This is a genomic window from Rothia sp. HMSC062F03 (assembly GCF_001836905.1).
Lineage (GTDB): Bacteria > Actinomycetota > Actinomycetes > Actinomycetales > Micrococcaceae > Rothia > Rothia mucilaginosa_A.
In genome coordinates, this window is the sequence record NZ_KV830864.1 from 1 (window position 1) to 15402 (window position 15402).

Genomic DNA, 15402 nt, shown 5'->3' on the forward strand with positions numbered 1-15402 from the left:
GTCGCCCAGTCTTCACCCGAGCCTTGCACCGAGTTAACTTTTTAGCCACCTAACCCATAGACCATCAAAGTGCTCGACATTTCCACTTGTCAGAGCTTTCAAGCACATAGAGTATCCTTGGGAAAGGTACGCCACCTGCCGGTGGCGCGCTTCCGGATATTCACCAACCACATACGAAATGAGGACTTTCATGTCTGAAAACACCCCGCAGCCGGCTACACCGCAGCAGCCGCAATTCACCCAGCAGGCACCCACCGTACAGCCTGCATACGGCGCACCCGTCGAGGCACCGAAAAAGAAGTGGGCGGCAGTAACCGCACTAGTCCTGGGCATTATCTCCGCACTGACCGGCATCTTTGTCATTGGTTCGTTCCTGACCATCCCGACCATTATTTTCGCTGTGATCGCTCTGGTCATGGTTAAGAATGGCACCGGCAAGGGTAAGGGCATGGCGATTGCCGCTCTCGTGCTGGTTCTGGTGGCGTATATTGCGACCTTTGCTTTCTTCCAGATTCGTGCGGCGAACCTTGAGAAGTCTAACCGAGAGGCCCGTGAGGTTATCCAGAAGTGTGAGAACCACGAGCCCGGCTACTACATCATTGAGAAGGATGGTAAGCGTTACTGCAATGCTGGCGGCTGGGTCTACGAGATGGATAAGTAAACCGGTTTATTTGGTTCCATGATTAGCCGTCGCTGATGGAGGGGGCGTTCGTTCACGCGGTAGCCGCCGTGCCTGCGAGCGCCCCTCAACCATATCTTCTGGAGGCGCCGCCTCCACCCTGCGCGATGGCTGCGCGGCCTCTATTCACCAACCACACTAGGACAGTGAATGTTCAGAAAATTTCTTGCCGAAACCGTCACCAACGGCTCCATAGGACTCAACCGCCCCAAAGGCTATATTCCTCTGGGACAGCGGCAGAAAAAGCCGCTGCTGGCTGTTGTTTGCCTGGATTTTTTCACGCTTTTTGTGTGTTTTTTGGTGCCCCTCTGGATTTCAGAAACGCTTGAAGATTTCATATTTTTCCTCATCTTTGGAAGTATCGTAGGGTCCTGTTTTTGGCTTATGTCCATCCATGTTCACTCTTTCTACATCCAGCAGAATGAAACCACTGTTAAATGGCGGAACTGGCGATTCAAAACCCGCGAGTTCGACTACAGCAGCATCACCAAAATACACATGCAGGTCAACGGCAAAGGCGGACACCTGCTCATCAGCAGTAGCCAGATGGGACGCTACCGCCTGGGTTTCAGCCCCGTCTTCTTTGACGCCACCTACATCTACCATATGATTCTCTTCCGTGAACGCTACGGTGTTTGGCCGCCTAAGTACATCCCCGAACTCTTTGTAGAGTTCGGTGATTACGAGGACATGGACGCCCTCATCAAGGGTCTCTGTTACGCCCGCACGTACGAGATTGGCTCCCCCGAGGCCGGAGAGTACCGACAAATCCCGGAACACCTGCAGCGCATCCTCGACCGCGCTGTGGCAGAGTCCAAATAGTTGAAAGGGAAATAGCATGAACGCTATCTCTGAAACCTTTAGAATCCTATGGCTAATCTTCCTGTGGTTCTGCTTTAGCTTCATAGCTCTTGCATCTCTAGTGATGGCCGTTATTGGGGTATGGCCTTGGGGTGCGCTGTTCTTCGTTTTAAGCCCTCTGAATCTTGCTTACATAGATATGATTAACGCTGAAAATATTGGCTATAAAGCGACCGGAGGCCTCTTCCACCGCTTCTTTATTTTCGTTTACTCCATCAACGCGGTGGGCTTGATTGTACTGACGGTTCTGACGGCTTTCGGTGTACTCCAGGGGGACCCGGCTCCGTGGACCCCAGAGACGAACTTCGCCCCCTGGTACATGGTTGGCGGGCTAATCATCGTCGCCTTCCTCATCTACCGCATCGAGCCTAATGATGAGATTCCTGACCTGCAGCGCATGGAGCAGATGAATAGGTACTCAACCCGCGTGGGCGTTATATCAGCGGCTATTTTCACGGTTCTGTGCCTCGTGGTTCCTCTGACCAGTTTCATGACTGCAGGCTATGATCCGGCGGCTCTGGCGGTTGCGCTTTTCCTGGCCCCGGGGTTCCTGCGTGTTGTGCGTGAGGGCCTCTTCTACCTGCAGGGCACCCGCTTTGAGGAGGGGTCTGAGGGGTACCGCACCTTGCGTGCCGTGTGTATTGGCGTGGCTGGCCTGGCTGGGTGTATTGCGCTTGGGTACTTGGGATATTCGCTGGTTCGTCTGGAGTTGCTGCCTGCGCTGTTCTTCGCGGCGTCGGTGGCGATGAACGCGTGGTCGGTGAAGAGGTACGTCACTGTGGGTATTTCTATTCCCGAAGAGGAAGAAGCGGATTCCTCTTCTCATGCTAGCGTTCAGGAGGCGGAGTAGAACATGCTAGATACCTTCTTTAGTATTTTCTGGGGAATTATCTTAGTGCTCTCCATCATCTCTGTTCCCTACATTATTATTAGGTATGAGATTAATCGACGCCAAGATAAGAAAAAAGAAGCGCAGGGAATTTACATTAGGCGAGTAAATCGCTTTGAAGTATGGACTTGCATCATTAATCCGTTCATTCCTTTTTTGCTATATATGGCCAATAGTCATAGTGGAAATATGGGTATCTGGTTTAATATCGCCGGAATTGCTTTAGCGTCATTCTTTTTCTTGTGTTCTCGCTATATTCTTGTTGCATATGTGAAGCTCTCCCCTGAAGGTATCGAGCAGCGTGTCTGGTCAGCCAACCCAACCCGCTACCCTATTAACGCGATAGACAGCATCGTGTATTACGAAACATTGAATGTTGAAGATCAAGATATGGTGGGCTTCTATACCCGCTCAGGTAAACAGATTGCTGCCTTCGGTCCGACTACCCACAATAACTATCGGATCTTGGCAATTGTCAGGTTCCGCATTGAGAACGAGCGTTGGCCTGGCATGAATAATTCGGGTGATGTGGCGAAGGTGAATGAGTTGGACGATAGGGGTATGACCATTCTTTATTTCAGGGGTCGTGAGAAGGTTACTGGCCTCGCCGACGTCTACATGTAGCCCGCTCGATAAGCGCCGACTACCCCCTACATCCAAAGAGCCACAACCGGCACGAACACCACCAACACCGCGAAAGGGGAGCACGCATCATGCACACCTTTTTCCTTCTGCTCTGGGGCACCTGCACCCTCGCATCAATCATCGGCGCCATCACTATCATTGTTCTGCATGATAGGCACCTGCGCCAGGACATGAAGCTGCGCGACGAAGGCATCTACATTACGCGCGTGCCCCGCCGTGAAGCACTCATAGGCCTTCTCACACCCATATTCCCGGCAGGTTTCTTCGCTCTCTACCTCTACACGCAGGTTGAGCTCGGTATCCTCTTCAACCTGCTGGCGTTCATCATGCTGCTCTTCTTCCCCTACCACTTTCTGCACGTTCACCTGGTGTACACGAAAATCACGCCAGACGATGTGGAGCAGAAGCTCTCACCGTTCGCCGCCGTGACCTCCTACCCGATTAGGGCTATCGACCAGGTTTTCTACTTCCAGGGTGAGGCGGAGGAAGAATTGGAATGGACTGGGGTAGGATCTGACAAGGCCACCTTCTACACCAAGAAAGGCAAGGAAATCGCTAAGCTTGACCCCGTTGGCAAGAACCACCGGCTGCTGGCCATCGTACGGTTTAGGCTTGAGTTCGACCGCTGGCCCGATATGCGGGACCCGCAGGATCTGGCGTGGGTTGATACGTGGGATAACCTCGAGTGGACGCAGCCCCTGTTCAGGAAGCTATACAGAAGGCGCAACAAAATCACCGGCCTAGCGGACATCAAGATGTAGCACCGCACGACAACAGCCCCCATGCATAGAGAAAGTTCCTGGGTTGGGAAATAACCTCGGCCGCAGAGTATTTCTACGTCGAACAGCACTCGGCAAACACACGAGATTAAAACAAAATAAAAAATACTTTTGACTATCACCTCAAGGTTGAATGGAATCCCCTAATGAGGCGCCGACTAGGACGAAATATTATCCGCCCTCTCAGATTAGGCTGATAGAGTGGTACTGGGCCCGGCCCTCCGTCTACCTCTGCAGGCATCGTTTGGTTGCGTTTCAGGTGCGCCACTATCGGTTGCTTGCATGACACATAACTTAAACGAAAAGATCATCATGACCAACCACACCACCGCGCGTCAGCGCTTATTCCGCTTTCCTTTGATTTTGGGTGTCACTACGGCACTTATTTTCTCGTCTTGCTCCACGGGCACGAACAACAATAGCGCCCCTTCCGATAAGGGCACTGTCACTTCCCAGAGCCCCCACCAGGTGGAGAACGCTACTAATGTTCTGCAGAACGTGAATGTTCAGATGGGCCGTGACGGTGAGGTCTCGTCGATTGAGTCGACCAACATTTACGTTAACGACAAGGACCGCACGAGCTCCTCGAGCAATGTGCAGTTCAAGCCGAAGGACGTCGTTAATGACCTTCCCGTGCGTGTGAGCCTGCAGTATTCTAGCGAGCGCGGTAGCGGCACTAACCTGAATGATTTGAATGGTTACAGTGGCGAAATCACCATTAAGGTTACGGTCGAAAACCTGACGGTGAAGACTGAGGACGTCACCTATGATGCATCCGGTACCAGCCGTACTAGCCCCGCACCGGTTGGTACTCCGTTCTCCATCGCTGCTTCTACTGTTCTTTCGGGTTCTCCGACCCAGGTTATTACGACCCCTGATGCCACTGATTCGTCGACGAATGGCGTGGTAAGCACCAATGATGAAGGTAAGGCTGTTGTTCAGTGGGGCGCTATTTCGGCGCCTCCGGTGACCGGTAGTTCCTCTTCTTTTGTGTTGAAGGTTAAGGCGAAGGATTTTAGCGCACCCACCTTCAATATTTCGGTGCAGCCTGGTTTTGCGTCCGATTTGTCTGGCGCGGGAATCATTACTAATGGCTTCACCTCTCAGGATGCCTCTCAGGTGGCGCTTCTGCAGCGCACCATCGATACCGTCAACGAGGTTAACTCAACGTTGAATAGCGCCAGTTCACAGGTTGCTCAGGTGCGTCAGAGCCTGGATGATACGTCTGCAACTTTGGGTAAGGACGCTGCCGAGCACCTGAAGACTCAGAATGAATCATTGACGAAGACCATGCAGGGTCTGCAGGCGAATATTGAGAACCTGCAGAAGGACCTTTCTGAGGCTTCGCGTACCAATAATTCTCAGCTAATTTCCCAGCTGGAACGTACCGTCGCGGCTCTTCACACCATGCTGGGTGATACGACAGCGCGCCCCAATGTGTCTGTTTCGCATAGTAATGGTCGTTGTGTTGTGCATCGTGAGGAGGATGCAAGTAGCCGTAGTGTATACGGTAACTTGGTCCAGCTCTCTGCGGTCCTGAACGCGTATGCGGAGGCAAGCTCAGACTGCCAGCAGGATCTTACGGCTTCGATTCGTGAGATTGTGGGCCCGGAGCACCCGACCGCTGAGACTTGCTCTTCTAACGGCTCGGTAACCTGTGCCCTATTTGGTGCGTCGGTGACGGTGCAGAGCTCTTTGATTGCGCTGGTTGCTACCGGCGAAAAGATTGTGGATCATCTGCAGCCGGAGTATTTGAAGGGTGCGAACACCAACTATTCGGCGTTGAAGCGTCAGATGGATGAGATTGTTCAGCAGATGGAGAAGGACCCGTCCTCTCTTGACGCTGATGCTGTGCGCGCTTTGCGAGAGAAGGTCAGCGCGGCTCGTCAGGGTGTGAACCAGTTGAAGGAAACGTCGAGTCGTCTGATTGAGAGCATCAAGAACGTTCATTCTCGTGCGGCTTCCGCTCGTGCAGATTTGGTGGAAGGTTCTGGTTCCATGAGCGCCCAGAACCAGGAACTGGCGGAGCAACTTTGCGCTCTGTCGACTGAGCGCGGCGGCTCTCTATCTGCTGAGCAGGTGGAGCATCTGCGTGGATACCTGACAGCTTCGTCTTGTAACGGTGAGGCTTCGCCGTCTGCGGCTCCTTCTTCTGAAGCACCTAGCCCCGCACCGTCTGAATCTGCTTCTGCGACCCCTTCCGCAGAGCCGTCGAAGAATGAGTCGCCTTCCACTGCCCCGTCCTCCGAGGCGCCTTCTGCCGAGCCTACCGCCACTGAAGGTAATACGCGTTCCATCACGGTGGAGAACGCGAACAGGCGTATCATCACCCCGAACCCCTCTGCTACACGTACTCCGATGGAGCAGCGTATCGCCACGGCCGTAGCAGCATGGGATGAGGTCCTTGCCGCAACCTCTATGGATGACCCCAAGGAGGGCCTGGCTCGCGACGCCAAGAATCTTAACGATGCTGTGAACGCGGTAGATGGTGCTCTCGGTGAGGTTGAGAAGACCCTGGATGATGCCGTAAACGCACAGAACCAGGACGCCGAGAAGAAGGAACTGTCTGACGAAGCGAAGGTTTCGTTGCGTGACCGTATCCGTTCGGCTTCGGATACCGTCAATGCTCTGGGTAAAAACCTGGAAGATATGACGAACACGCAGGCAGATCTCTCCAGCGCTATTAAGGAAGCGTTCAAGGATTCTGCCAGCGAAACTCGCGACACCCTAACGGGCATGATTAACGAAGAGATCCGTAAGGTTTCGAGTAACGGTTCGTCCGCCGCTTCGACTGCCCAGGAGGCATTCGCCGCATCGATTGCAGGTATTACTGATACCGCGAATACCGTGGTTCAGGTGGCTGGCGATTCTATCGAGGTTCAGCATAAGGATATGAATGAGCGTATTGAGGGTCTGCGTCAGTCCCTGGACTCGGTGACCGAGCGTTCTCTGGTTGCTCTGAGCACCCGCACTGAGAACGCTACCCGAGATTTGGCTGGTGCTTCTGCTCAGCTGAATAACGACCTGTCGAAGCTCATGCTTGATTTGGGCGATAGCAGCGCTGAGGGTGCTGGCCTCTTGGGCGCACTCAAGAGCAATAGTGCAAAGGCGGGTGCCGCTGACTACCAGCTTGCTTTGGCGATGCAGAATGCTCAGGGTTACACGAACCTCCGCTCCGAGGATATCGCTGCTCTGCAGAAGCGTCAGGCGCAGTTCAAGGCCTCGCTGCAACGTCTGCGTTCTCTGCCTACCTTCCATCTGTCGAATGCTGGCAGTGCAGAGGTGAAGACGGTGTACACCTTCCAGATTGGTGATTAGCCGTGGGGTTTTCCCCTCATCTGGGTTCTGATCCAGGTCCTCACCGCCGCGAGGGCAGGCGGCTCACTCAGCGCACCGTGGTGTGGTGTGTCAGTCTGTGTGTGCTGTTTAGCCTTGTAGTGGTGGGGATCTGGTATGGCGTGCGCGCTGTAACTCCTCAGCCTTTGCCGCTCGGTACGGGTACGAACCCTGCGTCTGCGGTGACGGTTCAGCAGGCTATTTCTCTTCCGGCCTCTGGTCGTGAGCCGGTTATTGGTGTTGTCGCTACTTTCGGTGATGATGCTGAGGGGTCTGCGTGGCGTCTGAACGCTCAGGGTGCTCGTGTTGCACAGTACCGCCTGGCTCTGGGTAATTCGTCTGTGAAGGTTCTTTATGCGAATGATAAGGGAACGGAGCAGGGTGCCCGTGAGGCGGTAGAGAAGCTCTCGTCTGAGGGCGCTTTGGGTATTGTGCTTGCTTCTCAAGGGGAACATCTTCGGGGTGCTACGGCTGCCGCCAAGGAACGCAATGTTGCGGTGATTGAAACGTATGACCGGGTAGATACTGGCGATGGGGTGTGGAGTTTTGCTCTGGACCCTGAGCAGGAGAAGCAGGCCTATACGGCTGCCATTCGTTCGCTTGCCGGTGTATCTAGCACGGGCTCTTCGCAGCAGCAGGATGGTGTGCACACCATCCTGCTGGATGCGGGTGAGGGTTCTGTGCCTGACCTTCCCTATACGAATCGCGTTCAGGTTTCTGCTGATGAAGACAGCATGAAGGACACTCTCAAGGAGCTGACGCGCCTTCTGGGTGATAAGTCTTCGGGCTCGTCTCCGATTCTTGTTTTAGCGGGCTCTGCCTCGACTCAGGCAAAGGTTCTTCGTTCTCTCCAGAGGGCTGGCATTACTTCTCCCGTGATTGCAGGTGAGGAAGCTTTGACGGAGCCTTTTACGCGGCTCCTTCTGGAGAACGGCGGTTCCCTGACCGACAATATTCGCGTCGTGGGGCGTATGCAGGCACGTGCTGCGGCGTTGAGTGCTGATGATGCCGGTCGTGCTTCTTCGGCGTTTGTGTCGACGGTGGAACGGATGAAGAACGATTCTTCGCTCAAGGATTTGTCGGGCGAACAGTCGTTCTCGAACTCGGCAGTGTGGGCGGATGCTCCCTCCCATAATGCTCTCTTAGCCTTTGCATATGCCACGAGCCGGGTTCGTGAATACACTCCCGATGCGGTTCGACGGGTTCTAGGAACTCTCCGGCTGGACGCTAAAGATTCCACAGTGGCGTATCCGTTGGATTTTTCGTCTTCCTACGCCGCTGGCGGTCAGGTGGGTCTTCTTTACCCGACCGCGGAAGCTTCGATGATTCAGGGCGGGTCTTCCTCAACGGATGCGGTGAACCCGCCCGTGTGGATGCTTCGCACGTTCACTTCAGAATCTCGCGACTAGCTTTTCCGCACAAAACCTAATCCGAGCAAAGCCTAATCCGTGCAGAGCCGGTCCATCACACCCCGGCTTTCGGGTATTACTTCTAGTCCGTCCACCAGCAGGGCTCACGATTTATCTATTTTGGAGAACACCTTATGCGCTTTTTCCTTGATCTTGAAGAGCATAACGGGAGCTATGAACTAGACTCCTGGCAGCCTGAGACGACCATCGCTGATCTCGTCCAGGCGACCGGTGGTCCCTCCCTGCCCGCCGACGAGCCGCTGTATTGCGATAACCGCCCGGTGACAGCCTCCTCCACCCTAGCGGAAGTTAAGCCGATGGAGGGTATGCGCATCTCTAGGGCACCGCTCTCCTACCCTTCCCTGGTGCAGGGCTGGAGCGTGTGCTTGGGCGGTGGTTCGACGGTTACCCTGCCGCACCCTATCCCCTCTTCGCGTCCTCTGGTGGCGGGTCGTTCCCCGTACGCCGACATTGTGCTGCCCACGGCGAGCGCGTCGTGGGAGCACCTGCACTTGCAGGTGGTTCATGATGAGTCGACGAGCACTCAGAAGGTGCGTATCACTGACCCGGGTTCTACGAACGGCAGTTTTGTGGACGGTCAGAAGATTCCCGAGGAAGGTCTGACTGTTTCTGAAAGCACCACGATCCACGTTGGCGATTGTGTTCTGACCCTGCGGCCTGCTCCTCAGGAGAAGGCCGCACCTCGCCCCGGTAGCGCCCCGAATGTGAGCGCATCGGGCACCGCGCCGTTTAACCGTCCGCCGCGTCAGGGTGCGTTGAGCGCCCCGGAGAAAGTGGAGGCGCCCACCCGCAAGAATATTTCTGACCCGCCAAAGTTCAATATTGCGATGGCGATAGGCCCGCTTATTATGGCGGCGGCAATGGTCGCCATTATGCAGGAGATTCGTTACGCCCTTTTCGCGATGCTCAGCCCCGTCCTGAGTATCGGCATGTGGGTGGAGCAGAAACGTCGTCACGCCAAGGACAAGGTGAAGGAGCGTGTGCGTTTTGAGCAGGAAATGGAAAAGTTTAAGGAACGTGTCGCTCTGAGCAACCGTGAGGAGGTTGAGCGTCTTCGTGACCTTGCCCCGGCACCGGATACCGTTCAGCTGCGGGCGCTTCTTCCCGCGATGACGCTGTGGCGTCGCCGGAGCACCAGCCCTGACCTGTTGACTTTCCACATAGGTACTGGGCATATTCATTGGACTCCTGAGCTGACGAAACCGAGCAACCCTGAGCCTGAGGTTCAGCATCTTCTTGACCACAATACCCTGTGGGATGCTCCGCTGATTGCTGACCTGCGTGAGGGTGGCGCTATCGGCATCGTGGGGCCGCGTGAGCAGTCTCTCGCCCTGGCGCGTAGCCTAGTACTGCAGGCGGCGACCCATACGGGTCCTGCAGATATGACGATTGCGGTCTGCGCTGATTCCGCGCGTTCGCAGGACTGGGTGTGGACGTCGTGGCTTCCGCATATCCGCATGGCGCAGAACCAGCAGATGCGTTGGTTTGCTTCTGGTAAGGAGCAGTCGGATCAGATGCTGCGCTCTCTTTACCATGACATTGAGGCTCTTCCGACCCGCGGCCTGTGCGTGGTCGTTGATTCGGATACCCTCACTGAGGGCCGCGAGTCGCCGGCACGCGACCTTTTGGCGTACGGCGATGAAGTGCGTCTGATGGCGAATAAGACTGCTGCTGCGGGCGCTCGCCGTGTTGCCGGTATTGTGTTGGCTTCTTCCGTTGACCGTCTTCCGGCGTCTTGTACTTCGGTCGTGGAGATCGGTGAGGAGGCTTCTATAACCTATTCGGAGCCTCGCCGCCGTTACACGGTCACTGACGGTGTGCTCGCCGGTGTGAGCGCTGAGGATGCTCTTCATGTGGCGCGTACTTTGGCGCATCATGAGGACCCTGAGCGTCTGCTGCTGGGTGGCGGTTTGCCTCAGCTGGTGAAGCTGCCTGAGCTGGTTGGTTTGCCGACCCCTCCGGGTGCTGAGGATATTGAGGCGTTTTGGTCGCAGGCTAATGGTTTCAGCACCGAGATTGGTGTGGGCGATTCTGGCGCGTTCACGCTGGACTTGGTGAAGGACGGTCCTCACGGTCTGGTGGGTGGTACCACCGGTTCGGGTAAGAGTGAGTTTTTGCGTTCGTTGGTGGCGGGTTTGGCTGCGCACCACGATCCGAGCCGTTTGAACTTTATTCTGGTTGACTTTAAGGGTGGTGCGGCGTTTAAGACGTGTGAGCGTCTGCCGCATACGATTGGTACTTTGAGCAACTTGGATGCTCAGTTGGCTCACCGCGCTATTGAGTCGTTGGAGGCGGAGATGGATCGTCGTCAGCGCCTGTTTGCGGCTGCTGGCGAGGGTGTGGATAACATTAAGGATTATTTGGCGACGAACCCTCCGGAGCCGATGCCTCGCCTGCTGCTGGTGATTGACGAGTTCGCGATGCTGGCGAAGGACTTCCCGGATGTCCTGTCGTCGCTGGTGAGTATTGGTGCGGTGGGTCGTACCCTGGGTGTTCACATGATTTTGGCGACTCAGCGTCCTGCTGGCGTGGTGAATGACGATATTCTGGCGAATACGAACTTGCGTGTGGCGTTGCGTGTGCAGAGCCGTGAGGATTCTTCGAACGTGATTGGTGTTCCGGATGCTTCGGAGATTTCGCGTTCGCAGATGGGTCGCGCCTATGTGAAGCTGGGCCAGAATGATATTTCACCGGTGCAGACTGCCCTGGTGACGGGTCAGAGCGGCACTGAGGTGGTGACTTCTCTGGAGGTTCGTGCGACCGATAGTATCGGTATTCCTCGTTCGGAGCGTGCACGTCCGAAGGTGTCGTCGAGTGATGCGAATGACCTGGATCTGCTGATTGATGCTGTTGTGGCGGCTCATGCGGCTCGTGGCGCGGTTGCTCCTCGTAAGGTGTGGCCGGAACCGTTGGGTTCGTATGTTGATTTGGCTGATTTTGGTGTGCGCGGCTTCCCGGACCCGGATCTTCCCACTGTGGGTGGTGTCCAGGACGGTGTTCTGATGTGCACTTTGGGTGATGAGCCTGAGCTGCAGCGTCAGGTGCCTATGGGCTGGAATATTGAGATGAGCAACCTGCTGTTGGTGGGTGTTGCCGGTAGCGGTACGACCACGACGATTCAGTCTGTGGTGCTGGGTTTGGCGCAGCATTATTCGCCGGAGGACATCGATATTGTTCTGGTGGATATGGGCGCTGATGGTTTGTTGCCTCTGCACTCCCTGCCGCACGTTGTGTCTGCTGTGGGTACCGGTCAGGGCGCTAGGGAGCGTCAGGCTCGCTTCTTGCGTTTTGTGAAGTCGGAGCTTGATGCTCGCCGTGCTGACGCGTCACGCCGTAAGCCTCTTTTCATTGTTTTGGATGGTTTTGCGACGCTGCGCGATGAGTTCTCTGACGCTGTGAGCATGGATTTGCTGGCGAATTTCTACCGCGTGTATGCGGACGGCCCTGCTGTTGGTATTCACTGCGTGGTGTCGACGAGCCGCGCGAAGAATATCCCCTCGCAGATTCTTGATGCTTCGTTGCAGACGTGGTTCTTCCAGCTGAGCGATATTCACGATTATTCGTCGTACGGTATTCGCGGTACAAATGTGCCAGCGTCCATTCCCGGCCGTTGCGTTGATCCAAAGCATCTGCGTCAGATGCAGGTGGCTACTCCCGCTGTTGGTGTGGAGGAGGCCGTCTCTATGATTCGTGAGCGCTTCCCGCAGGCTCCCGCTAAGCGTGATGTGATTGGCCAGTTGCCGACATGGGTTTCGTGGGAGAGCATGCCTGCCGCTGAGTTTTCTCCGAGCCTGTGGCGTATCCCTGTGGGTATTGCTGAGGCCACGCTGGAGGCGTGTGCTTTCGAGCTGTACGAGGGTGAGCACGCCATGGTTGCGGGTAATCCGCGTTCGGGTAAGTCTTCTCTGCTGGTTGCGTTTGCTCGTCTGGTTTCTCGGGCGAGGGCTGCGGCGGAGCAGGCGGTATCTGCCGCGTTGGCGTCTGGTGACGCTACCGCGGCGGAGAACGCACGCATGGATGCCGCTGAGGTTCCGGAGGTTTGGGCTGTCTTCGATCAGCGTTCCGGTCTGGTGAATGTGCCGGAGGGCGTTTTTGACCGGGTGTTTGAGAGCAAGAATGCTTCTGCTCAGGTGCAGGCGGCTTTGCAGGATGCCGCGGGCCCGGTGCTGTTGCTGATTGATGATGGTGACCGCGTAGATGACCCGATGAACGTTTTTGATGCGATTGTGAAGGGTGACTTCCCGGACGTTCACATTATTGCTACGGGTAAGCCGACTGATTTGCGTCCTTTGTATAGCCATTGGACGAAGGCTATTCGTAAGTTCCGTACGGGTGCCGTGGTTCAGCCGAATGTTGATATGGATATGGACATGTTCGGCACTATTCCGAGGCGTGCCCCGGTTCAGCTGAGCGTTGGCCGTGGCTATGCGTTCTTGGCTGGATCGCCGGTTCTGGTGCAGCTGATGAGCCCGGAGGATTCTCAGCACCGTGGCGGGCTGTAGGGCTTGTCTGGCGTGTGGTGAGGTATCGTGTAACTTTACCGGCCGTTTTGCTGTAGGGGTCGCCCCGTCTGGGGAGTCTTCCTACTTGTTGTGAAGTTGATGTTAAGGAGTTAGCCCGTGACTGTACCTGCTGGTTCGCCGCAGTACTCCGGCTCGGAGCGTCGTGATGCTCATCCTGCCCAGCAGGCTGCTGGTCAGCCTGCTGGGGGCTTGGTTGCGGGCGCTCCCCTTGGCTCTTCGTATCGTTTGCTGCGCCGGGTGGGTTCTGGTGCGGTCGGTGAGGTGTGGGCCGCTACGATGAGCGGCTCGTGGGCTCTGTACGCGGCGAAGATTCTGCGCCCGGAGCTTGCAAAGAACCCTGTGGTTCTTGAGTCTTTTGTGCGTGAGCGTTCGGTGTTGTTGGCACTGTCGCATCCTCATATTGTGCCGTTGACGGACATGGTGGTTGAGGGCGGCGTGCTGGCTCTGGTGATGGAGTTTCAGCATGGCGGTTCACTACGTCAGAAGCTGGATTCTAAGGGTCCGTTGCCGGTTCGTTTGGCGTTGAGTCTGATGGTGCAGGTTCTGAATGCGGTGGAGTTTGCTCACCGTCAGGGCGTGATGCATCTGGATATTAAGCCGGAGAATGTTCTGCTGAGCGGTGTTTTGGGAGAGTCTCTGGATCAGCAGGTTCGTGTGGCTGATTTCGGTATTGCTTCTTTTACCGGCTCTGCGGGTTCGGGGTCTTCTCGTTCGTTTTCTGGCACTCCGGGGTATATGGCTCCGGAGCGTTCTGCACACGGTGTGGCTACTCCGGCGGTTGATGTTTATGCGTGCGCGGTGACTCTTCATGAGCTGTTGGTGGCGGCGCGTCCTCTTCCGGTGCGTGGTGGTGCGGTGCAGTTGTCGCCGCAGATTCCGGCTGAGGTGGCTGAGGTGCTTCACGGGATGTTGGCGGAGAACCCGGCTCAGCGTCCTGGCGCGGCTGAGGCTGCCGCTAAGTTGCGTCTTTTGGCTGAGGGTTTCGCTACTGATGTGGTGCTTCCCCGGTGGGTTGAGGTGTCTTCGGGCGCTGTGGGGTACACGCCTACGGTGGTTCATGGTGCTGAGCCTGCTATTTCTGCGGTGCCGGGGCAGAATGTCACGGAGCTGTACGGTGCGGGCATGCCGTCGCTGGGTCAGGCACAGAATGAGACGGTTATCCGGGCTCCTTTTGTGGTGGAGCAACCGGCATATGTGCCTGATGAGGTCGCTGAGGATGAGGAGCCTGCCCGTTCGCCCTTGCGCCGCCCGCTGGTGTGGGGCGCTATCCTGGGTTCTCTGATTCTTGTGGGTGTACTCGTCTTTGTGGGTTTGAACGGCGGTAAGGGTTCACCTAAGACGGCCGAGTCATGGTCTGCGTCGAGCCGTAGTTCGGCGTCTTTGCCGAGTGGTTTGGGTACCCGTATTGAGGGTACGTATAACCCGCGGGATAAGAGTGCCCGCCTGACTTTTGAGTTTTCCTCGCAGAAGTCGGCTCTTCGGGGCGATATTTTGCAGGTGCTTCCCGGTGTTGAGGGTGGTTCGTGTGCTTCGGTGACGTGGGATGCCGGTCAGGCGTCTTCTGGCGTGGCGAAGAATCAGTCGAGTGTGACTGCGGTGGACGTTCCGTGTTCGTGGAATCTGTCTGGGGTGAGTATCCCGGCTAATGGTGTGGTGCAGGTCCGGGCGAATGTGTCTGCTGAGTTTAAGGATTCGCGTGCTTTTGAGGAATGGCTGAACCGTATTGATTCTGAGACGTCGAAGGCTATTTCTGATCGGGAGGTTCGTTCGACGGCGTACCCGATTCAGCGTTTGCGTTCGATTGAGTTGCGGGTTCCTTCTCGTGTGGTGAATCAGAGCGTTTTGCCGGTGACTGTGGTTCCGGTGTGGCCGAGTGGTGCGGATGAGTTGAATCCGTTGATGGTTTTGCCGCGTACGGGTGAGTTTTCGACGCTGGTTCAGGCGATTTCTCCGGATGCTCAGTTGATTAGTTTTTCGGATGGCTGTTCGGGGCATGTGTTGGTGTCTGAGGATCAGCGGGTGGTGACGGCGCTGTCGGTGACTTCTAAGTGCCGCCTGAACGCGCAGATTGGTAATTTCACGAACCTGTCCAGCAGCGACTTCGCGATTATCACCCGCTAACGGTGGTGCTCAGATAAGCTACTGCTGGCACGCAGAAAGCCCCTGGGCTGAGAGGTCATCTCTCAGCCCAGGGGCTTTTGTATACGATTATTAATTAATTTTGAATTCTTTATTCTTTGATTTCTTCGAAGCGGGTTGT

Annotated in this window: 9 protein-coding genes; all 9 read left to right on the forward strand. The window is 55.9% G+C overall.

Features of this window, described 5'->3' with window-relative positions; genetic code table 11:
- The first annotated feature begins 190 nt into the window (after window positions 1–190).
- The 9 genes from HMPREF2674_RS02665 to HMPREF2674_RS02705 all read left to right on the forward strand — a co-directional run bounded on the left by HMPREF2674_RS02665 (window position 191) and on the right by HMPREF2674_RS02705 (window position 15263).
- Window positions 191–661 (forward strand): DUF4190 domain-containing protein, encoded by a 471-nt coding sequence (locus tag HMPREF2674_RS02665; RefSeq protein ID WP_070824745.1) that lies wholly within the window; start codon window positions 191–193, stop codon window positions 659–661.
- Between the two features lie 402 nt (window positions 662–1063).
- Window positions 1064–1501 carry a hypothetical protein gene (locus HMPREF2674_RS02670; protein ID WP_141761788.1) on the forward strand — a complete coding sequence of 146 codons (438 nt, stop codon included), beginning with the start codon at window positions 1064–1066 and terminating at the stop codon, window positions 1499–1501.
- Window positions 1502–1679: 178 nt separating this feature from the next.
- Window positions 1680–2390: a hypothetical protein gene (locus tag HMPREF2674_RS02675; protein WP_141761789.1), complete on the forward strand. Its 711-nt coding sequence runs from the start codon at window positions 1680–1682 to the stop codon at window positions 2388–2390.
- Window positions 2391–2393: 3 nt separating this feature from the next.
- On the forward strand, window positions 2394–3053 hold the full coding sequence (locus HMPREF2674_RS02680; protein WP_070824748.1) for a hypothetical protein: 660 nt from the start codon (window positions 2394–2396) through the stop codon (window positions 3051–3053).
- A gap of 89 nt (window positions 3054–3142) precedes the next feature.
- Window positions 3143–3835: a hypothetical protein gene (locus HMPREF2674_RS02685; RefSeq protein WP_070483221.1), complete on the forward strand. Its 693-nt coding sequence runs from the start codon at window positions 3143–3145 to the stop codon at window positions 3833–3835.
- A 330-nt stretch (window positions 3836–4165) separates the two neighbouring features.
- Entirely contained in the window at window positions 4166–7171 is a 3006-nt protein-coding gene (locus HMPREF2674_RS02690; protein ID WP_070824749.1) for a prolipoprotein diacylglyceryl transferase, read from the forward strand.
- 140 nt (window positions 7172–7311) lie between these two features.
- Window positions 7312–8598: a type 1 periplasmic-binding domain-containing protein gene (locus HMPREF2674_RS02695; protein WP_246826158.1), complete on the forward strand. Its 1287-nt coding sequence runs from the start codon at window positions 7312–7314 to the stop codon at window positions 8596–8598.
- Window positions 8599–8732: 134 nt separating this feature from the next.
- A complete protein-coding gene (locus HMPREF2674_RS02700; RefSeq protein ID WP_070824751.1) occupies window positions 8733–13121 on the forward strand; it encodes an FtsK/SpoIIIE domain-containing protein in 4389 nt (1462 codons plus the stop codon).
- 117 nt (window positions 13122–13238) lie between these two features.
- The gene (locus tag HMPREF2674_RS02705) at window positions 13239–15263 is read left to right on the forward strand and encodes a serine/threonine-protein kinase (RefSeq protein WP_070824752.1); all 2025 of its coding nucleotides are present in this window, start codon (window positions 13239–13241) and stop codon (window positions 15261–15263) included.
- The last annotated feature ends 139 nt before the right edge of the window (window positions 15264–15402 follow it).

Bases quoted from the DNA above. Each gene is read 5' to 3' on its own strand.
- HMPREF2674_RS02665 (WP_070824745.1), top strand. From the start codon at position 191: ATGTCTGAAAACACCCCGCAGCCGGCTACACCGCAGCAGCCGCAATTC.
- HMPREF2674_RS02670 (WP_141761788.1), top strand. From the start codon at position 1,064: ATGTCCATCCATGTTCACTCTTTCTACATCCAGCAGAATGAAACCACT.
- HMPREF2674_RS02675 (WP_141761789.1), top strand. From the start codon at position 1,680: ATGATTAACGCTGAAAATATTGGCTATAAAGCGACCGGAGGCCTCTTC.
- HMPREF2674_RS02680 (WP_070824748.1), top strand. From the start codon at position 2,394: ATGCTAGATACCTTCTTTAGTATTTTCTGGGGAATTATCTTAGTGCTC.
- HMPREF2674_RS02685 (WP_070483221.1), top strand. From the start codon at position 3,143: ATGCACACCTTTTTCCTTCTGCTCTGGGGCACCTGCACCCTCGCATCA.
- HMPREF2674_RS02690 (WP_070824749.1), top strand. From the start codon at position 4,166: ATGACCAACCACACCACCGCGCGTCAGCGCTTATTCCGCTTTCCTTTG.
- HMPREF2674_RS02700 (WP_070824751.1), top strand. From the start codon at position 8,733: ATGCGCTTTTTCCTTGATCTTGAAGAGCATAACGGGAGCTATGAACTA.